The organism is Ferrimonas sp. SCSIO 43195 (assembly GCF_023716685.1).
Taxonomy (GTDB): Bacteria; Pseudomonadota; Gammaproteobacteria; order Enterobacterales; family Shewanellaceae; genus Ferrimonas; species Ferrimonas kyonanensis.
On the sequence record NZ_CP072679.1, the window covers coordinates 529,623 to 554,227 of the forward strand.

Annotated in this window: 18 protein-coding genes; 11 read left to right on the top strand and 7 right to left on the bottom strand. The window is 61.3% G+C overall.

What is annotated here, in order from left to right; translation table 11 throughout:
• The first annotated feature begins 2 nt into the window (after positions 1-2).
• From J8Z22_RS02565 to J8Z22_RS02595, 7 genes are read left to right on the top strand one after another with little or no spacing between them, the layout of a single operon-like run.
• On the top strand, positions 3-338 hold the full coding sequence (locus tag J8Z22_RS02565) for an STAS domain-containing protein (RefSeq protein ID WP_028114293.1): 336 nt from the start codon (positions 3-5) through the stop codon (positions 336-338).
• 20 nt (positions 339-358) lie between these two features.
• Positions 359-1,498 carry a sugar phosphate nucleotidyltransferase gene (locus tag J8Z22_RS02570; protein ID WP_252010438.1) on the top strand — a complete coding sequence of 380 codons (1,140 nt, stop codon included), beginning with the start codon at positions 359-361 and terminating at the stop codon, positions 1,496-1,498.
• 19 nt (positions 1,499-1,517) lie between these two features.
• Complete coding sequence (locus J8Z22_RS02575; RefSeq protein WP_028114292.1) at positions 1,518-1,952, top strand: ATP-binding protein; 435 nt, start codon at positions 1,518-1,520, stop codon at positions 1,950-1,952.
• A gap of 11 nt (positions 1,953-1,963) precedes the next feature.
• Positions 1,964-3,796 (top strand): glycosyltransferase, encoded by a 1,833-nt coding sequence (locus J8Z22_RS02580; protein ID WP_252008618.1) that lies wholly within the window; start codon positions 1,964-1,966, stop codon positions 3,794-3,796.
• Between the two features lie 56 nt (positions 3,797-3,852).
• Positions 3,853-5,196, top strand: a complete 1,344-nt coding sequence (locus J8Z22_RS02585) for a DUF3131 domain-containing protein (protein ID WP_252008619.1) — start codon at positions 3,853-3,855, stop codon at positions 5,194-5,196.
• A gap of 1 nt (position 5,197) precedes the next feature.
• Entirely contained in the window at positions 5,198-6,664 is a 1,467-nt protein-coding gene (locus J8Z22_RS02590; protein WP_051252853.1) for a DUF3131 domain-containing protein, read from the top strand.
• Positions 6,579-8,024: a DUF3131 domain-containing protein gene (locus tag J8Z22_RS02595; protein ID WP_252008621.1), complete on the top strand. Its 1,446-nt coding sequence runs from the start codon at positions 6,579-6,581 to the stop codon at positions 8,022-8,024. The genes J8Z22_RS02590 and J8Z22_RS02595 overlap by 86 nt, the downstream gene beginning before the upstream one ends.
• A gap of 7 nt (positions 8,025-8,031) precedes the next feature.
• On the opposite strand, the gene J8Z22_RS02600 is transcribed toward J8Z22_RS02595, so the two are convergent.
• Together J8Z22_RS02600 and J8Z22_RS02605 are read right to left on the bottom strand one after the other, a co-directional pair.
• Positions 8,032-10,278, bottom strand: coding sequence for a hypothetical protein (locus J8Z22_RS02600; RefSeq protein WP_252008623.1), 2,247 nt, complete (start codon positions 10,276-10,278; stop codon positions 8,032-8,034).
• Complete coding sequence (locus tag J8Z22_RS02605) at positions 10,250-10,873, bottom strand: HAMP domain-containing protein (RefSeq protein WP_252008625.1); 624 nt, start codon at positions 10,871-10,873, stop codon at positions 10,250-10,252. The genes J8Z22_RS02600 and J8Z22_RS02605 overlap by 29 nt, the downstream gene beginning before the upstream one ends.
• Positions 10,874-10,924: 51 nt before the next feature.
• Between J8Z22_RS02605 and J8Z22_RS02610 the strand changes: the two genes are divergently transcribed.
• A complete protein-coding gene (locus J8Z22_RS02610) occupies positions 10,925-11,149 on the top strand; it encodes a hypothetical protein (RefSeq protein WP_156897101.1) in 225 nt (74 codons plus the stop codon).
• Here J8Z22_RS02610 and J8Z22_RS02615 read toward each other — a convergent pair.
• The 4 genes from J8Z22_RS02615 to J8Z22_RS02630 all read right to left on the bottom strand — a co-directional run bounded on the left by J8Z22_RS02615 (position 11,143) and on the right by J8Z22_RS02630 (position 19,417).
• On the bottom strand, positions 11,143-12,771 hold the full coding sequence (locus J8Z22_RS02615) for a glycoside hydrolase family 9 protein (protein ID WP_252008627.1): 1,629 nt from the start codon (positions 12,769-12,771) through the stop codon (positions 11,143-11,145). The genes J8Z22_RS02610 and J8Z22_RS02615 overlap by 7 nt on opposite strands.
• Complete coding sequence (locus tag J8Z22_RS02620) at positions 12,768-14,960, bottom strand: glycoside hydrolase family 2 protein (RefSeq protein WP_252008629.1); 2,193 nt, start codon at positions 14,958-14,960, stop codon at positions 12,768-12,770. Before J8Z22_RS02620 ends, J8Z22_RS02615 begins: the two co-directional genes overlap by 4 nt.
• 139 nt (positions 14,961-15,099) lie before the next feature.
• Positions 15,100-18,219, bottom strand: a complete 3,120-nt coding sequence (locus tag J8Z22_RS02625; RefSeq protein ID WP_252010439.1) for an efflux RND transporter permease subunit — start codon at positions 18,217-18,219, stop codon at positions 15,100-15,102.
• Between the two features lies 1 nt (position 18,220).
• A complete protein-coding gene (locus J8Z22_RS02630; RefSeq protein ID WP_252008631.1) occupies positions 18,221-19,417 on the bottom strand; it encodes an efflux RND transporter periplasmic adaptor subunit in 1,197 nt (398 codons plus the stop codon).
• Between the two features lie 139 nt (positions 19,418-19,556).
• On the opposite strand from J8Z22_RS02630, the gene xerD reads away from it, so the two are divergent.
• The 3 genes from xerD to recJ all read left to right on the top strand — a co-directional run bounded on the left by xerD (position 19,557) and on the right by recJ (position 23,050).
• The gene (gene xerD / locus J8Z22_RS02635) at positions 19,557-20,447 is read left to right on the top strand and encodes a site-specific tyrosine recombinase XerD (protein WP_035416209.1); all 891 of its coding nucleotides are present in this window, start codon (positions 19,557-19,559) and stop codon (positions 20,445-20,447) included.
• An 88-nt stretch (positions 20,448-20,535) separates the two neighbouring features.
• The gene (gene dsbC, locus J8Z22_RS02640; protein ID WP_028114284.1) at positions 20,536-21,246 is read left to right on the top strand and encodes a bifunctional protein-disulfide isomerase/oxidoreductase DsbC; all 711 of its coding nucleotides are present in this window, start codon (positions 20,536-20,538) and stop codon (positions 21,244-21,246) included.
• A 79-nt stretch (positions 21,247-21,325) separates the two neighbouring features.
• The gene (recJ, locus tag J8Z22_RS02645; RefSeq protein WP_252008633.1) at positions 21,326-23,050 is read left to right on the top strand and encodes a single-stranded-DNA-specific exonuclease RecJ; all 1,725 of its coding nucleotides are present in this window, start codon (positions 21,326-21,328) and stop codon (positions 23,048-23,050) included.
• Here recJ and J8Z22_RS02650 read toward each other — a convergent pair.
• A complete protein-coding gene (locus J8Z22_RS02650; protein ID WP_252008634.1) occupies positions 23,034-24,509 on the bottom strand; it encodes a Na+/H+ antiporter NhaC family protein in 1,476 nt (491 codons plus the stop codon). The genes recJ and J8Z22_RS02650 overlap by 17 nt on opposite strands.
• Positions 24,510-24,605 lie beyond the last annotated feature (96 nt).

The window sequence follows — 24,605 nt, forward strand, 5'->3', positions numbered from 1 at the left end:
CGATGGACATGCGAACTGAAAAACGAGATGGATACTTGGTGATTAGCCTGGAGCAGAGCCGGTTGGATGCGGCCTCGGCCCCGGGGTTTCGCAGCGGGGTGGAGACGGCAATTTCCGAGGGTAATCAGCGGATTGTGCTGGACTTATCCAAGGTGAATTTCATGGATTCCAGTGGCCTGGGAGCGGTGGTGGCCGTGTTGAAGACCCCCAACTGCGGGGAGCTGAGGATCGTGGGGTTGCAGCGGGCGGTGCAGGAGCTGTTCCGGTTGACCCGCATGGACCGAATCTTTGAGTGTCATGACGATGTGCCCGCCGCCTTGAAGGCGGTGAAGGCCTAGGGGGGAAAGCCGTGCAAGGTATGATTTTAGGAGCGGGAAAGGGCACCCGGGTGCGGCCGATCACCGAGATGATCCCCAAGCCGATGATTCCGATTCTGCGCCGGCCGGTGATGGAGTCCATCGTGCAGCACTTTAAGTTGCACGGCATCGATGAAATCGTGGTGAACACCTGCTATCTGGCGGCCAAGATCGAGGACTACTTCCGCGACGGTTATCAGTACGGTGTCGACCTGTGTTACTCCTACGAGGGGGAGATGCAGGGGGGCAAACTGGTGGGCAAGGCCCTGGGCAGCGCCGGTGGCATGCGCCGGGTACAGCAGAACTCCGGCTTCTTTCATGACACCTTCGTGGTGGTGTGCGGCGATGCCTGGATCGACCTGGATTTTACTGCGGCGGTGGCCTGGCATAAACAAAAGGGCGGCCTGGCGACCATCATCACCAAACGGATGGCGGCCGACACCCTGCACCGCTATGGGGTGGTACAAACCGATGATCAGGGGCAGGTACTGGCGTTTCAGGAGAAGCCGGCTACCGGGACGGCGGTCAGTGACATGGTCAATACCGGCATCTACATCTTCGAACCGGAGATCTTCAACTACATTCCCGCCGAAGGGGAGTACGACATCGGTTCGCAGCTGTTCCCGGAGCTGGTGCGGCAGAAGATTCCATTCTACGCCACCGCGTTTGAATTTCAGTGGGTCGACGTGGGCCAGTTGAGCGACATCTGGCAGGTCACCAGCAGCATCCTCAAAGGCGAGGTGCAGAACTACCCGATTCCCGGCCGGGAGGTGGCACCGGGGATCCACATGGGCATCAACTGCGTGGTGGATCTGGAGATGCTGGATATTAAAGGACCGGTGGTGATCGGCAATGGCTGTCGCATTGAAACCGGCGCCAAGCTGCGCGGACCGCTGGTGATCGGCCACAACTGCATCATCGAAAAGGGCGCGGTACTGGAGAACAGCTCGGTGGACGATTACACCTACGTCAGCGGTATCGCCGCCATCGTCGATCGCATGATCTTTCAGGATCACTGCATCGATCATTTTGGCAACCACTTTACCCTCAAAGAGATTGGGGCCCACGAATTGCTGTGTGACAGTCGAATTCAGAATCGTCAGCGCTGGCAGTCGCCCCCTTGCCTGATCAGCGCCAAATGACAACCTAGGGAGCAAGGCAATGGAATGCTGCATCACCCTGAAAGGCACCGCCAGTTACGACGTGGTGGCGATGATGGCCAAGTCGGTGGCCGCCATGTACCAGCTGTCGGCCTTGCCGCTGGAGGACGCCGGTCTGGTGGAGTTGGCGGTGGCTGAAATTGGTAACAATGTGGTGGAGCACGCCTATGGCAACCGCCCCGGCGGCAGTCTCGAGATTCGGTACCGGCAGTGGGCCGACGGCATTGAGATTGTGCTGGTGGACGAGGGCATCGCCATGCCGGAGGCTCAGCGCCAACGGGTGACCGAGCCACAACTGCTGGAGCTGAACCCGGATGATCCCAGTACCTGGCTGACCAGCGGTCGGGGCCTGGGCATTGTCGGTCAGGTGATGGACAGCCAGAGCTACTCGCGGGAAGACCAACGTAACTATTTTCGCATGACCAAACAGGCATAAGGACGGCCGTTATGGGTTTTTATTTCGAAGGCTTCGAGGATCGGAAGCCGCCACCGCCGCTGCCCCACAGCCAGGCGCGGGAACTGTTGTTTCAGCTGCTGGCGACCATCAACCTGACTCTTGGTGCCTGGTACATCTGGTGGCGCTGGACCGATTCCCTGAACTACGATGCGCTGTGGTTTGCCATTCCCCTGGTCGTGGCCGAAACCTGTGCCTACATCGGCCTGGTACTGTTCAGCATCAATCTGTGGCAGACCCGGGATTACCCGCGACGGCCGCCGCCAGAAACCATCAACGACTGCCTGGCGCAGCCGTTGGAGGAGGACAGGCCGCTGCACGTGGATCTGTTTTTCCCCTCCTACGATGAGGAGCCGGAACTGGTGCGGTTGTCGATACGCGATGCCAAGGCGGTGACCTACCCCCATGGCATCGACATTCGCATCGCCATCCTCGATGACGGCAAGCGGCCGGCCATGGCCGCGATGGCGCAGGAGGAGGGGGTGGGGTACATCACCCGCGAAGACAATGTCGGCTTTAAGGCCGGCAATTTGCGCAACGCCATGGAGCAGACCAGTGGCGATTTCATCGTTATCTGTGATGCCGATACCCGCCCTTTTTCCACCATACTGGAACACACGCTGGGCTATTTCCGTGACCCCGATGTGGCCTGGGTACAGACGCCGCAGTGGTTTTTCGATCTGCCCGAGGGCAAGCGGTTGCCGCAGTGGTTGCAGGCTCGTTTGGGCACGCCGGGCCACTGGCTGGGGCGGCTGGCGGAACGGGTATACGGACCGGTGACCATAGGTCAGGATCCCTTCGTCAATGACCCACAGATGTTCTACGACGTGATTCAGCGGCGGCGAAACTGGGCCAACGCCTCGTTTTGCTGCGGTGCCGGTTCCATCCACCGCCGCGAAGCGGTGATGGAGGCGGCTCTGAAATCGTACTCTGAGAACATCGACAAGCAGCGACGCCAGCAGGATCAGAAGATCAAGGCCCTGACCGGAGAACAGGAGTTGAATCCGCAGCTGCAGCAGATGATGGATACTCAGACCATTCTGGATACTGAGTTTACCCCCTATAAGTTTCATGTCTCTGAAGACATCTACACCTCGGTGGTACTGCATTCTGACCCGGATCGAAATTGGAGGTCGGTGATGCATCCTCAGGTGGAATCCAAGATGCTGTCGCCCCAGGACCTGCAGACCTGGATGATTCAGCGGTTTAAGTACGCCGGCGGCACCCTGGACATTGCCAAAAACGACAACCCGCTGTTTCGCCCTGGCATGACCTTCAGGCAGCGGTTGATGTACGCCACCACGGTGTGGAGTTATCTCGGCGCGCTGTGGAACGTGGTGTTCCTGCTGTCACCCATCGTCTACCTGCTCACCGGTATTGCGCCAGTGTCGGCCTATTCTCAGTCGTTTTACCTGCATTTCATCCCGTTTATCGTGATGAATGAGCTGGCGACCATGGCGGCCACCTGGGGGCTGGCGGGCTTTAAGGGTAAGGCCAATTATCTGGCGTTTTTCCCGGTGAACCTGCGGGCGATCTGGACCGTGCTGCGAGGTCGGCAGATCAAGTTTCCCACCACCCCCAAGGAGCGGCAGGAGGGCAACTTTTTCCACCTGGTGTTGCCCCAGGCCGGGGTGATGGTACTGACCCTGCTGGCGTTGGTGCTGGGATGGCTGAATATGGAGTTTCAGTGGTACGGCGATCACTCCCTCAGCGGCATGATCGTCAATACCTTCTGGGGATTGAATAACGTGGTTGCCATGTCAGGCCTGGTGTTTGCCGCCTTCTGGCGACCGGATGTGGCGCCCGCGGAGGCGTCAGCGCCTTGAGGCCCTGAGGGGTGCTGGGATTGTTGCTAATGGATAATCGATAGGAGAAAGCAGGGATGGCTTTCAAACAAAATGTGCTTAATGCCCGCCACCACCTGGTGTTCCTGCTGGGACTGGGGTTGGCGTTTACTCTGGTCATGAGCCTGGAGCAGCAGGAGTTCAATAATGATCTGGTGGATAAGCTGCACTTCTCCGCCACCATTCCTGATCCTCAGCCCCGGCCGCTTACCGTTCAGGAACGGCAGTGGGCCGAAACCGCCTGGCAGTACTTTGAAGCCAATACCCAGACCGGTACCGGACTGGCTAACTCGGTGGACGGTTACCCCTCCACCACCATGTGGGACACCGCCTCCTACCTGATGGCCATCATCGCAGCCGAGCGGTTGCAGCTGATCTCCCGCCATCAGTTCAGTGGTCGTCTCAGCAAGCTCTTGTCCAGCCTGGGCAAGATGCCGCTGTTTGATGATGTGCTGCCCAATAAGGTGTACGACACCCGCTCACTGGCGATGGTGAACTATGACAACACTCCCAACCCCAGAGGCATTGGCTGGTCGGCCATCGACATCGGCCGGTTGCTGGTGCCGTTCAACATTTTGGTGTGGCAATACCCGGAATTTACCCCTCAAGTGCAGCAAGTACTCGGCCGCTGGAATCTGCAGCCGATGTTGCAGGACGGGGTGATGTTCGGCGCTCGGGTCACCAATGAGCTGACGGAGTTTGTTCAGGAGGGGCGCATCGGCTACGAGGAGTATGCCTCCAAGTCGCTGTCGTTGATGGGGCAGGATCTGTCTCAGGCCCTGAGGTACACCGACTTTCTGCAGATGGTGGAGATCGACGGGGTTCAGGTTCCTACCGATAAGCGCGACCCCCGTCGCTACAAGGCCCACAACTACGTAGTCAGCGAATCCTACATTTTAGATGGCCTGGAGTTTGGTTGGGACCGCATCTCCCATGAGTTTGCCTGGCGGGTCTATCAGGCCCAGAAGGCCCGTTTCGAGCGCACCGGCATCCTGACCGCCGTCAGCGAAGACAACATCGACCGTCCACCGTATTTTGTCTACAACACGGTGTTCTCCAGTGGCCAGCCCTGGCATGCCACCACCGATACCGGAGAGGATGCGTCTGAGTTTCGCAGCCTGTCCACCAAGGCCGCCTTTGGCTGGTATGCCCTGTATCAGGACGACTACAGCCAGCAGTTACTGAGCCAGGCCGCGCCGCTGACCAGCCCGGATCGGGGTTTCTACTCAGGGTGGTACGAACAGCTTCAGGAAACCAATACCGCCCTGACTGCCAACACCAATGGCATCGTGCTGGAGTCGTTGCTGTATATCCGTGAGGGCAAGCTGTTGAATGTGGGCCGGCAACAGGCGCTGGTGCAACTGGCGGTGCAGGAGGAATAGCATGCGAAATTGGCTGGTGGGAAGTGTGGTGGTGCTGTCGGCGTGCGCGAACCCCTTGTTGGAGGCGCCGAACGAGGCCATGGTGGCCACCGAGCCCGGTGACGGCATCGGCGTGGCACGGCCGGCGCCAGAGCCGCCGGAGGTGGCGGTGCCCGGACCTCGTCGTGGTCCGCTGACCGAACGGGAGATGGCCATGGCTCGAGTGGCCTGGCGCTATTTTGAAAACAATTATCAACCGTCTACCGGCCTGGTGAATGCGGTGGATGGTTACCCGTCAACCACTCTGTGGGATACCGCCTCCTACCTGGGGGGTATGGTGGTGGCCCGGGAGCTGGGGCTGATCGGGAAGCGCGAGTTTGATGACCGGATGGTGCGGATGGTTAAGACCCTCAACACCCTGGACCTCTATCGGGGGGAGGTGCCGAACAAGGCCTACAACACCCTGACTGCCGCCAAGGTGGATTACGGCAACAACCCGGGCGAGATTGGCTATTCGGCCCTGGACCTGGGGCGGTTTCTGATCTGGATGTGGATCATCAAGGAGCGCTACCCGGAACACGCTCCGGGCATCGATGCGGCCATATTGAGATGGAATTTCTGCAACGTGGTGGATGAGCACGGCACCATGTTCGGTGCCCTGGGTTCCGATGGACAGCCGACCCAGTACCTGCAGGAGGGGCGACTGGGGTATGAGGAGTACGCCGCCAAGGGGTTTCAGCTGTGGGGGTTCTATACCGAGCGGGCCTCCAAACCCGAGCCTTACGATCTGATCAACGTCTATGGCATCGATATCCCCTATGACTCACGGGATCCCCGAGAGTTGTCGGCGCACAGCTATGTGGTGACCGAAAGTTACGCCCTGGATGGCATCGAATTCTCCTGGGACCACCCCTGGGATAAACAGACCGACAGCGAAGACTTCAGTCACCTGTGGATGGCCGATTTCGCCCAGAGGGTGTACGCGGTTCAGGAAGCCCGCTACCTGGATACCGGCATCATTACCGCCCGCACCGAGCACCAGCTGGATAAGGCGCCCTATTTTGTCTATGACACCGTCTACACCGACGGCTACAGCTGGAACACCATCTCTGAGAAGGGCGAATACATGCCCCAGTACGCGGCGGTGTCCATCAAGGGGGCCATTGGTCTGTGGGTGTTGTGGGATACCCCCTACACCGACGTTCTGTTTGAGCACATTGCCGATTTGTACAATCCGGAGAAGGGGTTTTATGAGGGAATCTATGAGAATGGCACCGGCCTTATTAACACCTATACCTCCAACAACAATGGTATTCTGCTGGAAGCCCTGGGCTACAAAGCCTTTGGCAAGCTGGCGGAGCCTCATCCTTGGCACCCACCCAGCCGTTGGGATGCCGAGCTGAATGATGAGTTTAGCCTGCATCTGGGCCAATGTTTGCCGTCTCGCCACAGCTGCAAGAGCTGCCGCCATTGCCCTGATTGCGGCTAGCCTGATTGGTGGCTGCGGGGTGGTGGTGCGGGGTGTGCAGGACTCCTACAATGGCCTGGCTAACTCCGACTGGTTCTGGCATGGTCGCCACGGTGATCTGACCGAGGAACAGCGTCAGTGGCTGGCTACGGCCTGGCGCTATGTGGCCAACAATACTCACCCGACCACCGGGTTGGTGGGGGCCATCGACGGCTATCCGGTGTTTACCATGGCCAACGTCGCCGAGTACCTGGCGGCACTGCATACGGCCAAGCAGTTTGAGCAGGTGGGAGCCAAAGAGTTCGATGAGCGGCTGTCACTGTTGCTGGATTTTCTTAACACCATGGCGTTGGTCGACGGCGTGCTGCCCAACCGCAGTTATCACACCGCGTCCGGGCAGATGGTGGATGCGGCGGCTCAGCCGGGCATCGTTGGTTGGTCGGCCATCGATCTTGGTCGGCTGCTGATCTGGCTGAACTTGTATCGCCGTCACTACCCCAGTTTTGCCGAGTACATCGATAAGGTGGTACTGAGGTGGGATTTCTGCCGCTTGCTTGATGGCCGCGGCCAGCTGACCCGGGGCGAGTACCGGGACGGAGGCTGGCTGCCGGTGCAGGAAGGGCGGCTGGGGTACGAGGAATACGCGGCCTACGGGTATTACCTGTGGGGCCAAATGCCGACCCTGGCCGACCGCTTTGAGCCCTATGAACGGCGCCAGTTCTACCAGGTGCCCCTGCTGGTGGATGGCCGTGATCCCAGGGTGGATCGGGTGATCGATCCGCTGTTACCGACCCCTTATTGGTACGCCGGCATGGAGTTTAACTGGGATCGTTGGGACCAGCTCGATGACGATGACGATACCGATTACGGTCGGCTGGACTTGGCCCGGCAGGCCCACAGCCTGTATCTGGTGCAGGAGCGGCGCTGGCGTCGCGATGCACTGTACACCGCTCGGGCCGAGCACATCCTCAGCGAGGCGCCCCATTTTGTTTATGACGCGGTCTTCGGTCTTGGCAGCCCGTTCCCAACCCTGGATGCCCAGGGACAGTTTCATAACGAGGCGGCGCTGGTGTCCACCAAGGCGGCGTTTATGATGTGGGTGCTGTGGGACACCGAGTACACCGACGCCCTGATGGGGGTAATGCGCCACCTGTACGACCCCGAGCGGGGCTGGTACGAGGGCCGCAAGGAGCGTACCGCGGGCTATGATCAGTCGCTGACCCTGGCCACCAATGCGGCGGTGCTGCAGTCGATGCTGTACAAGCAGCAGGGCAAGCTGTTTCGGGCGCCGCCACCAATGTCGAGACTGCAGCGGGTGCTGGGGGATGAGTTTATTCACCCTGGCCGTTGTCAGCCGGTGTTAGAATTTTCCTCTCGCTAACGGGTTCTTAATACCAGCCGTAGTTCAGCACGGTGCCGGACAGCGGGGTGGCGGTGCGATTGGAGAGCATCAGCTGAGGGGTTGCCACCGGGCGTTGGTGATGCAGGAAGCCGGAGTCGGGCTGGTATTTACGCCAGGGATAAGACAGCTCCGTAAGCGGGATGTAAGCCCGGAACCGGTGCTGTTCGGCATCGGCATAGCCAAGCAGCCGCGCGCTGCGTTCAAAACCGTGAGCATCCACCAGGCCTATGAACAGGCCATCGTCCAGCGGTGTGGTCAACGCCAACTCCAGCCACAGTCCGCTGGCATTCGGCTGTCGCCGCAGCGGCAGTCGTTGTTGCTGCCATTGACTCAGGTCTATGGGGTGAGGGCCGCGATTATGGGTGAGCGGCACGGCCCCCTGGGGCAGGGTTAGGGTCAGCAGCGGCTGGCCGCCGTTGCGCTCGGTCAGGGTGGCCGGGCCGTGGAGGCCGGCAATGGGCAACGACAGGTGCAGGCGATCGCCGGCGCCGCTGAGGATCTGGCCCCGGTTGGTGGTTAGTTGCCAGTGCAGCCAGCGATTAAAGTTGAGGCTGAGGTGCTGTGGGCTCTGCCGCTGTGCCACGATGCGGGCGTCGTCCTGGCGCTGCGGCGCCATGGCCGCCAGGGTGGCGGCGGCGGATTTTGGTTTAAGTTCCCGGGTAAACAGGCCGAAATGGGGTTCGGATTCGGCAAACCAGCCCTGTTGTCCCGGGTCGTCTACGGCGGAAAACCAGTTGATGGAGAACAGGTTTTGTTGGCGAAGTGCGGGCAGAATCCGCGCCAGCTTTTGCAGTTCAACCTGTTGCCGCTGTTGCCAGCCGGGCTCCGAGGGCAGGGCGCTGTAGGCCAGCATAAAGGGTTTGTTGTGATCCTGCTTAAGCCGCTGGCTCAGGCGCAGGGTGCGCACCCAGGGGGACCAGTCCGGAGACTGATGGCTCAACTCGGTGTGGGGGGAGACCATCAGCATGGCGGCGGTAAAATCCCCCATGGCCAGCACCTGTTGCAGTTGCGGCGACGGTGGCTGTGCCACCGGATCCCAGTCGCCGAGAACCAGGGCCACCTGAATCTGCGGCGCCCGCTGGCGGATCAGGGCAAACGCCTCCTGCATTAATTGTGGCCAGCCGGGCCACTGTTCGATGCCGTTTTTGTTGAACTCTGGTTCCAGTAGCAGGTAGGCCTGCGGCAACTGCTGCAGCAAGGGGATAAGCCGGTTGCTGAGGGTCTCCAGGTAATCCTGGCGGTGTTGCTCCACAAACTCAGGGCTTATTTCGTCACCGAAATACCAGAACGCGATGCTGGGGGTGTAGCCGGCGCGACTGGCGGCCCTGAGCAGATCCGGTTGCAGCCAGCTCCAGTCACTGTGGCGGCTGATCCACAGGGTCAATTGCTGCAGCGGCAACTGGCTCTTGGGCAGGTGATACCACAGTGGCCGGTAGTCCTGGCCAGAGCCAACCGGGTGGTCCAGACTGAGGCGGGCGCCGGCGCCCCAGATTACGCCGGTGTCGTCGAGGGCTGGAGCGGCGGCAGGCGACACCAATGCCAGTGCTGCGGCCAGCCGTTGCTGCCAGACCCGGTGCAGCAGTGAGTCACCGGGCAGCGTTTGCGGCAGTTGTTGCAGGGTTCGGGTTAACTGTTGCCCGGCCAATGCGGGTTGCTGCAGGTACAGCTGACAGATGGCGTAGCCCAGCCCCGCTTCCAGGGCGGTTTCGCTGTCCGGGTATCGGCGCATCAGCGCTTGGTAATGCTCTGCCGCCCGTTGTGGCTGATTGTGCCATTCCAGTTGCACCAGCGCTTGCTGCAGGGCCAGCCTCGGAGTGAGTGCCGAGTCGGGAAATTGGCTGAGGAAGACCTGACTGCGGCGCTGAAAGTGCTGAGGTTGCCCCTGTTCCAGCAGTCGCTGCAGCTGCAGGTATTGTCCCAGCGTTGGCTCGTGGCGATAGCGGCGAATCAGACCGTGGTAGTGACGGGCCTCGATGCGATGCACCGAGTCATGCTCCTGACTGAGATAGGCCGCAAACTGATCCAGGGCCTGTGACCAGTTGCCATCGGCGCTGCTTAACCTCGCCTGCAGATAGAGCCAGTCGCCGTGCAGTGGTCCCTGCTGTCTGAGCAGTTGAGCGGCGGTGGTGTCATCCCCCTGGTACAGCGCCATCAGCGCCCGGTGCTGGGCCGGTAAGGCAGAGGTGGTCGGAATCAGCATCAGGCTAAGGGACAGCAGAATCCACTTCATCACTGTTTTTTTGCTCCAGGGTCTCGAACCAGTTCAGGTTTATGCGGATGGCCTGCAGTTGCTGCTGCAGTCGCTGCCGATCCGCCTCGCCGGCGGCCTCACTGGCGGCTTCCAGTGCTTCCAGGTTGGTTTTAATGCCCCAGACCATCACCTGAAGTTTGCTGACGGCCTGGTTGATCTCGTCGGCCACCTCCTTGAGTTCATCGTCCTGGCGCAGGGAGAGTTGGGCCTGAAGATCGCCGTTGCCCACCCGCTGCAGGTGCGAGCGGATGGCCAGGGTGGGGCCGGCGATACGGCGACTGAGCCACAGGGCCGCCAGGCCGGCAAACAGGGTGTTGACCAGCAACAGTGGCACAGTCCAGACGGCGAGGGCCCAATGCAGGTTGGGCAGTTGCCGGCTGATTTCGGCCAGCTCATGGGGCAGCAGCTGAAACGCCAGCAGTTGTGCCAGCTCATTGAGGATGTGGTCGTAAAACAGGTAGAACTGCAGGGCGCTGATGAGGCAGAACAGCAGACACAGGACACCGATACGAACCGTGATGGTCCAGGGCAGCGGGCCAGCCAGACGAGAGTAGAGATTTCGTATCCGTCGTTTCATGTTGTTTCCTTTGACTATACTGATCGCGGGGAATCAAGGAGGAAGCCCACGATGCTAAAAATGCCCATTGTCGCTGTTTGCCTGGCCGCGCTGCTGTGTGGCTGCCAGTCGTTGCCGTTTTCCCATTCCGCCGGGGGGCAGCCCCAGGCCTCGACCACCGAGCGTCAGGCGCTGTGGCAGCGACTCCGGCATCAGCAGGCCGATTCCCTTGCCACCCAGCCTCGTTCGGCGGGTTGCAGCCACCATCGCTGCAATCACAGTCTGGACTGTCAGTGACTCGCAGCGGTGTCTGCCGGGTGTGGGCCGGGGCCATGCAGCAGTTGCCCGATCAGGCCAATGGCGGCGGCGTTGTAGTCGATGGCAAACTCGTTGACCGAATAGTCCCGGGCGTCGTCGACGTAACTGAGCATGCCCTGTCCTTTGGGAGCGATGCTGGCCTGACTGTCCTCATTGGGCCCTCCCACCATCATGCCCGGTGGTGAAACCTTAGCGGCCCTGGCCCAGATGTGATGCAGGTTACGCACCGGCCGGGCCCCAAGCCCGGTAACGAAACTCTGATTGAAAGGGTTAAGGCCCATCAGGTAATGCCATTGATGCCAGGCCAGCTGCCGGTAACGGCGATCGCCACTGAGGCTGGCGCACTGGGCCAGCAGGATCCCCTGTTCGGCCACCATCTTATTTGAGCCCCAGATGAAGCGCTGATTAGCAATACGAAACTCGCTGGCCTCGGCCTGGGTTTTCAGTTGCCGGCAGCGTTGCAGCAGGCGCTCACTGAGCAGGGCATGCAGGGGGGCGGCGCGGCTGCTGGCCAGCAGGTGGATCACCCCCATGACGCTGGGATCCTTCCACTCAAACAGGCCGATGGTGGTTGGCAGATGTTGACTGGCGTACTCCAGGTAGTCGGCCTGGCCGGTGGTCAGGAACAGTTCGGCGGCGGCCCAGAAACGATCGTCGCGATCGTGCTGCAACGACGGCTGTTGATCCCACTGGTTGTAGATATAGGGACCGGAACCGCCATCGTCCCCCGGGTGCCAGTCGATGCGTTGTTGTGGCTGGCTTTGCAGCCAGCGCCAGCCGGACTCGGCGGCGGCCAGGTAACGCTGTCCGAGTTCAGGCTGCGCTGGCATTAACTGGCGGGCCGCCTGAGCCAGCACCGCCGAGGCTTTGGCGCTGTCAGGAGTGGATACGCCATAGATGTATCTGGGCTGGCGATCCTGATGAGGCGGCACCAATTCGGGCCAGCTGGCGCCGCCTACCTTGCGGTAGAAGGCGCCATCGAGTCGTTGCATCTTCAGTAGCCAGTCCAGACCAACCTGCGCTTCTTGAATCAACGCCTGGGCCAGAAGGGGATCCCTCGATTCGGCTTGCTGACCGGCGTCCAGCAACCGTGCTGCGGTGATGGTGGTGGTGGCGAGGTATTTGCCGTAGTCACCGGCGTCGTACCAGCCACCGCTGGCGTCCAGGTAGTGTCCCTGTGGATGCAGATCGTCGTCATGGGCCAGGCGGCCATCCTGAAGATGGGCGGCTGGCCGGCGCAGGCCGGTGGCCGGATCCAGCAAGGGTTGGCCGGCGTGTTGATAGTGGAACGCCCGCAGCAGCAACATCAGGCTTTGCTTCTGACTGTCGAGGCCAATGGGAAACACCTCGGAGCGATGCTGTTCGTTCTCCAGCAGGTACCAGCCGGGCCCCAGGCCGATGGGCAATGACAACCAACCGTCGGCGGGCGGGGATAGGGTGGCGATGATGCCATCGCTGCTGGCGCTTTTCAGCAGCAGAGTCTGCCCGGGCGGGGCCTTGATCTGGCCCGGTTCAGCGGCCAGGTAGCCGCTTTGGTTCACCAGGATCTGGGCCGGCAGTTTCAGACTCAGCAGAGCCAGCAACATCAGTAGGGGTTTCATGGTTGTACCTCAAAAGTGAACTGACTGCTGGCCAGGTGGCGGCCGTGGTCGTCATGCAGGGTCGCTCGGGCCAGGTAGCGGCCCGGTGTCAGCAGGCGGTTGGGAAATGGCGCCAGCGCCAACACGCTGTCTGGCTGGATGTGCAGCTGCTGCTGGCGGTGGTCGACGACGACGTCGCCCTGGTGCAGCGTCAGGGTCAACTGGCTGCCGGGCAGGGTATGCAGGTGGTCGTTGATGATCACCACCGGCAACGGCACCGGCTCATGACGGCTGAAACGATCGCGGTGGTGCATGATGCTGGGCAGCAGCGGCTGGTAGGCCTGCTTCAGCGCCTGGTATCCGGGCTTGGGGTTACGGCGATAGTCGACGATGCCCCAGTTCATGGAGGGCCAATGCTCCACAAACATAAACTGGAAAATGGCCCCCACCGGCTGGTATTTCTGGCGGCGGTAACTTTCGGCAGCAAAGCGGGTCAGGGTCTGTTGGTAGCGCTGGGTGTTGTCTATCAGGCTCAGGACGTTCGGGCCGGGTTCGATGCCCGCCAGCTCAAAGGTCTCATGGGGCTGGAAGTTGTGGTATTGCCACTGGCTCCAGTCATCGGGCAGTGCCGGCCAGTCGGCCGGTGCCTGCAGCAGTTGGTACAACACCGGCGCATCGGGCAGCGCCTGAGCGCCAAATTCGGTGATCAGCTTCTCCTTGGCCGGGGCGCCGTAATCGGTCCAGTGGCCGCTGTACCAGCCATACCAGGGGTGCTCTGCGGTGCGTGACAGGGCGAAGCTGGGCCGGTGCGGATCCAGTCGTCGCAGGCTTTGGTACAGGGCCAGGTCCAGCTGTTCATTCTGTTTGGGGTGGTAGTCCTGATAGCGGTAGCGCATCCAGTCGGCGTCCCAGGGCGGCTCATTGTGTGCCGACCAGGTGATGATGCTGGGATGGTGATGAAACTGGGCGACCATCTCGGCCAGCTGCCTCTGGGCATCGCGGTGGAAGGCGTCGCTGTCCTGGTAGCCCCATTGCAGGGGAAAGTCCTGCCACACCAGCATGCCCATGCGATTGGCCAGATCGTAGAACCGTTGTGGCAGCAGGTGGGCGTGGACCCGGACCACGTTGATGTGGGCCTGCTGCATCAGTTGCAGGTCCTGCAGCAGCAGCGAATCATCGGCCTGAGACAGGAACTGATGGGCGATGTAGTTGGTGCCGCGCAGAAACAGCGGTTGGCCATTGACGCTCCAGCGTCCCAGTTGGCCGTCGTAGTCGATGCTGCGAAAGCCGACGGTCTGTTGGCTGTGAAGCAGGGTCTGGCCGTCGCTGACAAATCGAGCCTGCAATCGGTACAGATTCGGTGCGCCCCGTTCCCGAGGCCACCACAGTGGCCGCTTGGCCTCGGGGATCAACAGGGTTACCTGGCCGTCGCCAGCGGGCAGTTGCCCCGGTTGGCGCCAGGTTTCTGCCTGGCCTTGAAAGTTAACCGGAGTCAGGCTCAGTTGCCATTCGCCCAGATGCTGCTGCTCACTGAGGTAGCTTAATTGCCACTGGCCCCGGCTGAGGTCGGCGTCGATCTGGCTGTGCCAACGCTGGCTGTTGAGACGCACCTCCCCCTGGGGCTGCAGCCATACCCGACCCCAGATGCCACCGGTGTTGCGCTCCTGACCGCGATCGCTCCAGGCGCCTCCGGCGCGGGTGTCATGGTGGCCCAATACGCCTTTGATCAGAGTCTTATGCAGCGACCAGGAGTCGCCCTGCTGGGATTCCAGCGGACTGTCTACCCGCACCGCCAGCAGATTGGCGCCGGGTTTCAGCTCAGTGTCGACGTCAAAGTAGAAGGCCCCGAAGTAGCCGCGGTGTTGCCCCAGATACTGGCCGTTGAGCCAGACCTCGGCCTGGTAGTCTACGCCCTCAAACCAGAGCCGCTGACCGGCCGATTGGGATTGAGGCTGCCATTGAAAACGGGTTCGGTACCAGTGCGCCCCCTGGGTATCGAAGCCCTGGCTACTCCAGTTGCCTGGCACCCGAATCTCGGGCCAGTGGCTGTCATCGAATTCCGGCTGTGCCGGCGCGGCATCGACGGCGATCTGGGGTTGAAACCGCCAGTGGCCGTTGAGGCTCTGGGATTCGGCCGGAAGGCGGGGTGACGATTGGCACCCCAGCAGCAGGGCCGCCATCCATAGCAGGCAGAGTGTTGCGTAGGGCATTCCTTTCCCATTGGCTGTCTGGTTTGAAAAACACAGGGCTTTTCAAAAGCCTAGTCCAGGGATTGGTGGCTGGCAAACCGGAAGGTGGCGCTGGGGCAAAACAAAAGGGACCCGAAGGTCCCTTGTGGATATTGCTGAATTACTCGGTGGCGGCCGGACGCCACCACCAGTGGTAGAAGCGCTTCAGTACCCGTTTGAAATCATCCAGTATCAGGTACAGGCAGGGCACCAGGATCAGGGTAACGGTGGTGGAGAACAGAATGCCGAAGGCCAGAGAGGTGGCCATGGGAATGACGATCTGGGCCTGCAGGCTCTTCTCGAAGAACACGATGGGCGCCAGTCCCAGGAAGGTGGTCAGCGAGGTCAGGGTGATGGCCCTGAATCGCTGGGTGCCCGCCTGGATCACCGCATCCCGCACTCGTATGCCGGCCTTTCTGGCCTGGTTGACGAAGTCCACCATGATCAATGAGTCATTCACCACCACCCCGGCCAGGGCGATGATGCCGCACAGGCTCAGGACGTTCAGGCTCAGACCCAGCACGTAGTGGCCGATGGCAGCACCGATCATGCCAAAGGGGATCACCGACATGATGATCAGTGGTTGGCTGTAGGAGCGCAGTGGAATCGCCATCAGGGCGAAGATCACAAACAGGGCCAGTACCGCCCCTTGCCCCAGACTCACCAGGGCATCGCTCTCTTCGGCGCTGGCCCCGTCCAGTTCGGTATCGACGCCGGGGTAGCGTTTCAGTAGCTCCGGCATGAACTGGTCGCTGACCTCCTGGGTGACCTTGCCGGGCTCGACAATGGCTTTGTCGGCACGGGCGGTCACGGTGATGGCGCGGCGGCCGTCGGTGCGGGTAATGGCACTGTAGCTTTCCGCCAGTTCGACTCGAGCAACGGCGGAGAACGGCACTTCGACGCCGGCCGGGGTGCGAATGCGCATGTTCTCCAGGTGGCCGAGGCTACGGCGTTCGCTCTCCGGATAGCGCACCATCACCTTGACCTCCTCCTTTTCCCGCAGCATGCGCTGGGCTTCGTAGCCATAGAAGCCGTAGCGTACCTGGCGGGCCAGGTCGGACAGGGTCAGCCCCAGGGATTCGGCCTCGGGCTTAATGGCCAGCCTCAGCTCCTGACTGCCGGAGGAGTAGTTATCGTTGATGTCGCTCAGGCCCTCGTAACTGCCCAGGTGCCGTTTCAGCTCGGCGGCGGCGGCGGCCATCTGTTCCATGTCTTTGCCTTCCAGGCGGAAGGCGATGTCGGCGCCGGCGCCGCCGGTGGATCCTTCGATGTCGATGGACTTGACCCCTGGCAGGTCACCGATGGCGTCGCGCCACTGGTTGCTGATCTGCACCGTATCCAGTACCCGGTCTTCGCCTTTGGTCAACTCGATGAAGAAGGAGCCGGAACTGCGGCTGTCCAGATCCGCCAGCACGTGTTTGACCATGGTCTGGCCGTACTCCTGCTCCCACTGCGCTTCCAGGTTCGACAGTTGCTGCTCCATGTGCTGCAGGGTAATCAAGGTGCTGTTTTCCGAAGTGCCCTGCTCCATGGTCAGGTTAACCTGAATGAAGTCGGAGGGGATGTCCGGGAAGAACACGAATCGAATGTGGCCGGCGGCCATCATGGCGATCACCAGAATCAGGCCGCTGACAAAGCCGGTGAACACGGTGTAACGGCGGTTGAGGCAACGCTCCAGCATCGGCTTGTAGCTGTGTTCGATGTGATGACGAATCCACAGGTTAAAGGCGTGCTGGCGTTTGCCCAGCCAGCCCAGTTGCTGTTTTTTCTTCAGCTTGGTGTGCACCAGGTGCGCCGGCAGGATCCACTTGGACTCCACCAACGAGAAGGCCAGACACAGGATCACCACCCAACCGATGGTTTTCCAGATCACCCCAAAGGGGCCGGGCACCAGCAGCATGGGCACAAAGGCGGCGATGGTGGTCAGTACCCCGAAGGTGGCGGGCATGGCGACCCGCTTGGCCCCGGCAATGACGTTGTCGGTGGTGTGGCCGTGACGTTCAATTTCGCTGTAGGCGGACTCGCCGATGACGATGGCGTCGTCGACCACAATCCCCAGCACCAGGATGAAGGCAAACAGGCTCAGCAGGTTGATGCTCATCCCCAGGGGCGGCATCAGGAACAGGGCGCCGAGGAAGCACACCGGCAGGCCCATCATCACCCAGAACGCCACTTTCAGTTCCAGGAACAGTGCCAGGATGATGAACACCAGCAGGGCGCCCATGGCCATGTTTTCCAGCATCATGTTGAGGCGCCCTTCCAGGTAGAAGGTGACGTCGCCCCAGTGCTCGATCTCGATGCTGGCGGGCAGTTCCTGCTTGAGCTCGTCGACCTTGTCCCGCACCTGCTCGGAGATGGTCAGGGCGTTTTGATCGCCGACACTCTTGATGGAAACGAACACCGAAGGTTTGCCGTTGAAGCGGGTGTAGCGCAGGCCTTCGACAAACTCATCCTTGATGTAGGCTACGTCCGACAGCATCACCCGAGTGCCGTCGCTGCGGGTTAGCACCAGAGTCTGGGCGAAGTCTTCGTCGGTGTAGGCCTGGCCTTTGGTGCGCAGCAGAATGTCGCCGTCCTGAGCGCGAATGGCGCCACCGGGAAGGTCGATGGAGCTGCGCTGTACCGCCTGAGCCACCTGCTCAAAGGTGAGGCCGTACTCCCTGAGTTTGTTTTCCGAGACTTCGATGCTGATCTCATAGTCGGGGGCACCGACGATGTCGGCGCGGCTGACCGAGGGCAGGTTGGTCATCTCATCGCGTATGGTCTTGGCCAGTTCTTTGAGCTCGGTCAGAGGGGCGTCGCCGTAGATGGACAACCAGATGACATCCTGCTCCGGGCGGATGCGATACACCTCCGGCTTTTCGATACTTTCGGGGAAGGTGGAGATGGTGTCGATGCGCAGCTTGACCTCATCCAGCACCTCGGCGGGATCCGCTTCGTCTTCCACCTCAATGGTGACGCTGCCGGAGGAGTCGGAGGCGACCGAGGTGACTTTCTTGATCCCCTGGACGTCCTTGATCGCTTCCTCGATCTTAATGGTGATGCCCTCTTCAATCTCCTGCGGAGCACCGCCGGGGTAGCCGACCGAGACCCTGAGCAGGTTGAGCTCAAAGCGAGGGAACACCTCTTTGTTGATGGTGAAAGTGGCGATGATGCCGCCGATCAACAGGCCAAACATCAACAGGTTCGCCGCAACACTGTTGCGGGCGAACCAGGCGATGATGCCGTTGCGAGTATCGATATCACTCATTGGCATTGGCCTCCGCACTCAGGCTGCCGCCGACGTTGGAGGCGGGCTCCGGTTCACCGAGAATCTTCACTTCGCTGCCGTCCTGGAACGAGTTGAGGGCGGTCAGAGAGATGCGCTCGCCCTTCTTGAGGCTGTCGCGAATGTAGACGGAGTTGAGATCGGTATGGACCACATCCACCGGGCGACGCTCCAGCAGATTGTTGTCGTCGATCACCATCACCGCACCGTTGCGGACGCTGTGGCGAGGCAGACGGACGATGTTGTCCAGGGTGCGGCCTTCGATCTCGGCGTTGACGAAGCTGCCGAACTTCAGCGGCCCGGCAGCCAGTCGGCCCTCTTTGTTGTAGGGGTCGCGCAACTCGGCCACCAGGTAGATCATGCGGCTCTGCTCATCGATCACCTGCTCGGAACGCACCAGGTGAGCCTGCCACTGTACCGGGCCGGTGGCACTGGCCTGGGTCAGGGTGACCGGGCTGTCCGGATTGTCAGGGTGGTTAATGAACTGCAGCTGATCGGCGGCCAGGGGCAGACGCACTTCGGCGACGTCGGTGCCCAGCACTTCGCCCATCATCACGCCCAGGCTGACGTACTGGCCGAGATCGACGTTACGGCTTTTGATCAGTCCATCCAGAGGCGCTCGAATCACGGTGCGCTCCAGGTTGCGCTGGGCGCGGGCCAGGGCGGCTTCGGCGGAGCGCAGCTTGGCCTGCTCCTGAGCCAGTTGCGGTTTACGCAATCCCAGCTCCGGTGGAATGCCGGTGGTGACGCCCTTCCACTCCTGCTCGGCCACTTTTCCGCGGGCAATTTCCTCTTCGAGAACCGCTTTGGCCTGGGCCAGGTTGGCCTGGGCCTGCATCAGGTCGGCCTGGTAATCGGCGGGCTCGATGCGGGCCAGGATCTGCCCCTGGGTCACTTCGCCACCGGCGATGAAGCTGGGATCCAGCGCCACTACCCGGCCGCTGACCTCAGCCACAAGCTGAGTCTGATGACGAGGCTGGACCACGCCGTAGGACTTCATCTTCAGGGTGATGTTATCGCTGCGAATCTCACTGACTTCAATGATCGGCAGGATCTTGCGCTGCTCTTTGACCTCAGGTTGAGTTTTGGTAGCGAAGATCACTGCCAGCCCGACAATCAGCGCTGCAAGGATGATGATAATAGGCAATAATCGTCGAGTCCAAACCGACATAGTCGCGTTCCTTTGTCATAATTTTACGTTATGGTGCCACAGGTTAACAAAATGTTGTCTCCCGAGTCAGAGATATTTGTAAGTGAGTTTTTTTATTCGGTAAGGGGAATGCTTACCTTTGTAATCCAAGGTGTTAACCATGTCTGATGCCGATGTTATTGAAGGGTTCTTAGACCACTTATGGGCCGAGAAGGGCCTGTCCGACAATACCCTGAATGCCTACCGCAGTGATCTGAATCGATTCCGGGAGTTTCTGCAGCACCGTTCGCTGGGGCTGCTGCAGGTGTCGGACGAACCGGTGCGCCAGTATCTGGCCCATCGCCAGCAGCAACAGGTGGCCAAGACCAGCACCGCCCGTAGCCTCAGTGCCCTGAGGCGTTTCTACGGTTACGCCCTGCGCCAGGGGTTGTGCGATCGCGATCCCATGACCCGCATCAAGCAGCCCAAATTGAGCCGAACCCTGCCCGAGACCCTCAGTGAAGATCAGGTCAGTGCCCTGCTGGACGAGCCTGATCGTGACGACCCGCTGGAACTGCGTGATGCCGCCATGCTGGAACTGCTGTACGCCACCGGATTGCGGGTGTCGGAGTTGGTGGGGTTGCAGTTGGAGCAGGTGGGACTGCGCCAGGGGGTGGTGCGGGTGGTGGGCAAGGGCAGCAAAGAGCGGCTGGTGCCTCTGGGAGAAACGGCCCTGGAGCTGTTGCTGGCATACCTTAAGCTGGGCCGGCCGGTGATGCTGGCGGGGCGGGATTCCGACGTGCTGTTTCCCAGCAAGCGCGGCTTGCTGATGCAGCGCCAGACCTTCTGGCACCGGATTAAACTGTACGCCAGCCGCGCCGGGATTGACGTGTCCATCTCGCCGCACACCCTGCGCCATGCGTTTGCCACTCACCTGCTGAATCATGGCGCCGATCTGCGGGTGGTGCAGCTGTTATTGGGCCACAGTGACTTGTCGACCACCCAGATTTACACCCATGTGGCACAAGCAAGGTTACAAAAAATACATGAGCAACATCACCCTAGAGGGTGAATGAGGCTTGGCGAATCTATCCCCATACTGTAATTTCTGCTGACTAGGCCCGGTCTATACTGCTGTGGCATCATGGAGTTTATAAACAATGAAAAAACAGATTTTTTCTCTGCTGGGTATGCTGGCACTGGTTGCGGGTACCGCCTCAGCGGGAGAAGCGGAAGTCAAAGCGGCGCTGGAGCAGAAGCTGGGCATGCCGGCAGAAGCGATTGCCCCGGCCCCCATCGCCGGACTGTATGAAGTGGTGACCCCTCAGGGACTGTTCTACGTCACCGAAGATGGCAGCAAGCTGATTCACGGCCAGGTGTACGATCTGAACAACAAAATGGCCAACCTGACCGAGCAGCGCATGGCCAGCGTCCGTAAGGAGTTGCTGGCGAAGGTGGCCGACACCGCCATCGAATTCAAATCTCCGAAAGAGAAGCACGTGGTGACGGTGTTTACCGATACCACCTGTGGCTATTGCCGTAAGCTGCACAACGAGATGCAGTCCTACCTGGATGCCGGCATTACCATTCGCTACCTGGCTTACCCCCGTGGCGGTGAGCGCAGTGGCGCCTGGAAGGAGATGGAGAAGCTGTGGTGTGCCAAGGACCCGAAAGCGGCCATGGGCGACGCCAAAGCCGGCAACAAGCTGCCGGCCGCCAACTGCGACAAGGCTTCGGCCATTGCCGAACATTACGCCCTGGGCAACACCTTCGGTGTCAACGGCACTCCGGCACTGGTGTTGGAAGACGGCACCCTGGTGCCCGGTTATCTGCCGGCAGAACGCTTGCAGATGCAGCTGAGTACCCGTTAAGCTGAGATACCCAGACCGAAGCGGGCCCAGGCCCGCTTTTTTATTGCCTCCATGCTGAGACTCCGGAACGTAGCGCCCCATGACTAAGATTGTTCGCCGCCCCACTGTCGATGACAGCCACCTGCCCGCCCACCTGCCCGATCTGTTGCGCCAGCTGTATGCCCGTCGTGGAGTGAGTGGCGGTCACGAACTGGAGCGGGAGCTGAAAGGGCTGTTGAATCCGGCCACCCTCAAAGGCACCGAGGCGGCGGCGACGCTGCTGGCGGAGGCCCTGCAGCGCCAGCAGGCGATTCTGGTGGTGGGGGACTTCGATGCCGATGGCGCCACTTCCAGTGCCCTGACGGTGATGGCGATGCGCATGATGGGGGCACAGAAGATCGATTACCTGGTGCCGAACCGGTTTGATTACGGCTATGGCCTCAGCCCGGAGCTGGTGGATCTGGCCGCCGGGATGCAGGCCGAGGTGCTGGTGACCGTGGACAACGGCATCTCCGCCCACGAAGGGGTCGATGCCGCCAAGGCCGCGGGCATGACGGTGATCGTGACCGACCACCACCTGCCGGGGGAGCGACTGCCAGACGCCGATGCCATCGTGAATCCCAGCCAGCCGGGTTGTGAGTTTGCTTCGAAGGCGATGGCCGGCGTGGGGGTGGCGTTCTACCTGATGCTGGCCCTGCGGGGCCAGCTGCGACAGCGAGGCTGGTTCGAGCAACAGCAGATTGCGGTGCCGAACATGGCGACCCTGCTGGATGTGGTGGCCCTGGGCACCGTTGCCGATGTGGTGCCGCTGGACGCCAACAACCGGCTGCTGGTGCAGCAGGGGATTCAACGGATTCGTGCTGGTCGTTGCCGTCCCGGCATCAGCGCTTTGCTGGAGGTGTCCGGTCGCAGTGCCGAGCGGCTGGTGGCCTCGGATTTGGGGTTTTCCGTTGGTCCCCGGCTCAATGCCGCCGGTCGCCTGGATGACATGTCACTGGGAATCGAGTGTCTGTTGGCAGACAACCTGGTGACTGCGCGGCAGCTGGCCAGCCGTCTCGATAGCCTCAATGCCGAGCGGCGTGAAATTGAGGCCGAGATGCAACAGGAGGCGGTGCAGGCGCTGGAGTCGTTGCAACTGCGGGACGACGACCTGCCCTGGGGGGTGGCGCTGTATCAGGCCGACTGGCATCAGGGGGTGATCGGCATCCTGGCGTCGCGCATCAAGGAGCGTTATCACCGGCCGGTGATCGCCTTTGCCGATGCCGGCAAGGGTGAATTAAAAGGCTCGGCTCGCTCGATTCCCGGCTTGCACATGCGCGACCTGCTGGAGCGCATTGATACCCTCAATCCGGGCATGATCCTCAAATTTGGCGGTCACGCCATGGCCGCCGGCCTGAGCCTGAAGGCGCAGAGCTACCCGGCGTTTGCCAAGGCCTACGACCAGGCAGTGCATGAATTGCTGGATGAGTCGCAGTTAACCGGCGAGCTGCTCAGCGACGGCGAACTGGCCGCCGCCAGCCTTAGCCTGGAGACCGCCCGGGTGCTGCGGGAAGCCGGCCCCTGGGGCCAGGCGTTTCCCGAGCCGCTGTTTGACGGTCAGTTCCGGCTGCTGGATCAGCGCCTGGTGGGGCACAAACACCTGAAGATGGTGGTGGAGACCGCCTGTGGCAGTCTGCAGCTGGATGCCATCGCCTTTAATGTCGACCTGAAGCAGTGGCCGAATGCCGCGGTGCAGTGGGTCGAGCTGGCGTACCGGCTCGACGTCAATCACTGGCGCGGCAACGACAGTGTTCAGCTGATGGTGGAGTTTATCGATCCTCGCTGAGTGAGCGGCGCCGTCGCTGGCTCAGCATCAGCATCACAATCAGCAGCAGCGGCCAGATGATCAGCAGTGACACCTGTTGGCCTGCCAGGGTGAAGCCCAGCAGGGCCAGGGTGGCGGTGAACAGCGCCAGGGGCAACTGGGTGCGGACGTGATCCACCGGGGTGCAGCCACTGGCGGTGGCACTGAGCACCGTGGTGTCGGAGATGGGCGAGCAGTGGTCGCCAAACACCGAGCCGGCCATGACCGCACTCAGCGCCGCCAGCAGCAGTTCGGGCTGCAACTGATGTGCGATGTCGGCGCCGATGGGAATCATCAGGGCAAACGTGCCCCAGCTGGAGCCGGTGGCGAAGGCGGTGACCGCACACAGCAGGAACATCCCCGGCAACAACAGCCCGGGGTGCAGGTGAGCGGCAGCCCAGGTTGCCATCACCTTGCCGGTACCCAGGTCGCCGATGGCGCGGCCAATCATCCAGGTAAACATCAATATTGCCAGCGCCACCGCGACGCTACGCAGGCCATGGCCGGCATTGACCAGCAGGGTTGGCCATGACTGCTTGCGCCGACGCAATAACCCCAGTGCCAGGGCGACCGCCAGCAGACAGGCGTTGCGCATGGCGCCGCCGATGTCGGCATTGGCCAGCCATTGCAGCAGGTCACTGCCATCACTGCGCTGGGCGCCGGAGACAACAGCCAGGAGCAGGCTGCCGAAAATTAACACCGCCACCGGCAGTCCCAGTAACCAGGGGGAGCCTTCTGGCGCCGCTTCGACGGAGCTGGTAACCGGCGCCGGCAACGGACCGCGAAAGCCCAGGTTGGTCCAGGCGACAATCAGTGCCAGCATCAGGGTGCCGATGGCATAGAAATTAAAGCTGGCGATGGTCACAAATGCCGCCAGCGGCGGCACCGTCAGGAAGCTGATGCTGGCCAGCAGGGTCATGACGTAGGGGCCCCAGCTGGAAAATGGCAGGATCGAGCACAGCGGCGAGGCGGTGCTGTCCACCAGGTAAGCCAGCTGAGTATTGCGAATGCGGTAGCGTTCACTCAACGGCCGGCTGACGTTGCCGTTGGCCAGGCAGCTGAAGATGCCGTCGATGAACACCAGCCATCCCAGCAGCACCACGGCCAGTCTGGCCTGGCGCCGAGAGCGAATGCGGGGGAACAGCCAGTCGGCAAAGGTGGCCACCGCGCCGCTGCGGGCCAGCAGTTGCGTCAGCACCCCCAGCAGCGCGATGGTGGCGATGACGTCCAGGTGCCAGCGTTGCCACTGGCCGTCGGCATACAGCTGGCCGATGAAGTTATGGCCTAGGTACTGCAGCGGTCCACTGAGACTGCCCCAGTGCAGAATCAGCGCAGCCAGCAGCAGGCCGCTGCCCAGTGCCAGCAGAGTACGGCGCAGCAGCAGTGCCATGGAGATGGTCAGCAGCACCGGCATCAGGCTTAAAAGTTCTTTGGATATCATTGCGTTGTTGGCCGTCCTTTGGAGTGTTGCCATCATGCCCCAAGGGTTAAGGCAATTGCCAGCGCTGGCTGGCTTTTTCACCCATTCACTATGAGC

Coding starts and splice junctions, on each gene's coding strand:
- J8Z22_RS02610 (WP_156897101.1), top strand. CDS start 10,925: ATGCTAAAAATGCCCATTGTCGCTGTTTGCCTGGCCGCGCTGCTGTGT.
- dsbC (WP_028114284.1), top strand. CDS start 20,536: ATGAAAAAACAGATTTTTTCTCTGCTGGGTATGCTGGCACTGGTTGCG.
- J8Z22_RS02620 (WP_252008629.1), bottom strand. CDS start 14,960: ATGCCCTACGCAACACTCTGCCTGCTATGGATGGCGGCCCTGCTGCTG.
- xerD (WP_035416209.1), top strand. CDS start 19,557: ATGTCTGATGCCGATGTTATTGAAGGGTTCTTAGACCACTTATGGGCC.
- J8Z22_RS02615 (WP_252008627.1), bottom strand. CDS start 12,771: ATGAAACCCCTACTGATGTTGCTGGCTCTGCTGAGTCTGAAACTGCCG.
- J8Z22_RS02570 (WP_252010438.1), top strand. CDS start 359: ATGATTTTAGGAGCGGGAAAGGGCACCCGGGTGCGGCCGATCACCGAG.
- J8Z22_RS02650 (WP_252008634.1), bottom strand. CDS start 24,509: ATGATATCCAAAGAACTTTTAAGCCTGATGCCGGTGCTGCTGACCATC.
- J8Z22_RS02580 (WP_252008618.1), top strand. CDS start 1,964: ATGGGTTTTTATTTCGAAGGCTTCGAGGATCGGAAGCCGCCACCGCCG.
- J8Z22_RS02595 (WP_252008621.1), top strand. CDS start 6,579: ATGATGAGTTTAGCCTGCATCTGGGCCAATGTTTGCCGTCTCGCCACA.
- J8Z22_RS02575 (WP_028114292.1), top strand. CDS start 1,518: ATGGAATGCTGCATCACCCTGAAAGGCACCGCCAGTTACGACGTGGTG.
- J8Z22_RS02590 (WP_051252853.1), top strand. CDS start 5,198: ATGCGAAATTGGCTGGTGGGAAGTGTGGTGGTGCTGTCGGCGTGCGCG.
- recJ (WP_252008633.1), top strand. CDS start 21,326: ATGACTAAGATTGTTCGCCGCCCCACTGTCGATGACAGCCACCTGCCC.
- J8Z22_RS02605 (WP_252008625.1), bottom strand. CDS start 10,873: ATGAAACGACGGATACGAAATCTCTACTCTCGTCTGGCTGGCCCGCTG.
- J8Z22_RS02630 (WP_252008631.1), bottom strand. CDS start 19,417: ATGTCGGTTTGGACTCGACGATTATTGCCTATTATCATCATCCTTGCA.
- J8Z22_RS02585 (WP_252008619.1), top strand. CDS start 3,853: ATGGCTTTCAAACAAAATGTGCTTAATGCCCGCCACCACCTGGTGTTC.
- J8Z22_RS02565 (WP_028114293.1), top strand. CDS start 3: ATGGACATGCGAACTGAAAAACGAGATGGATACTTGGTGATTAGCCTG.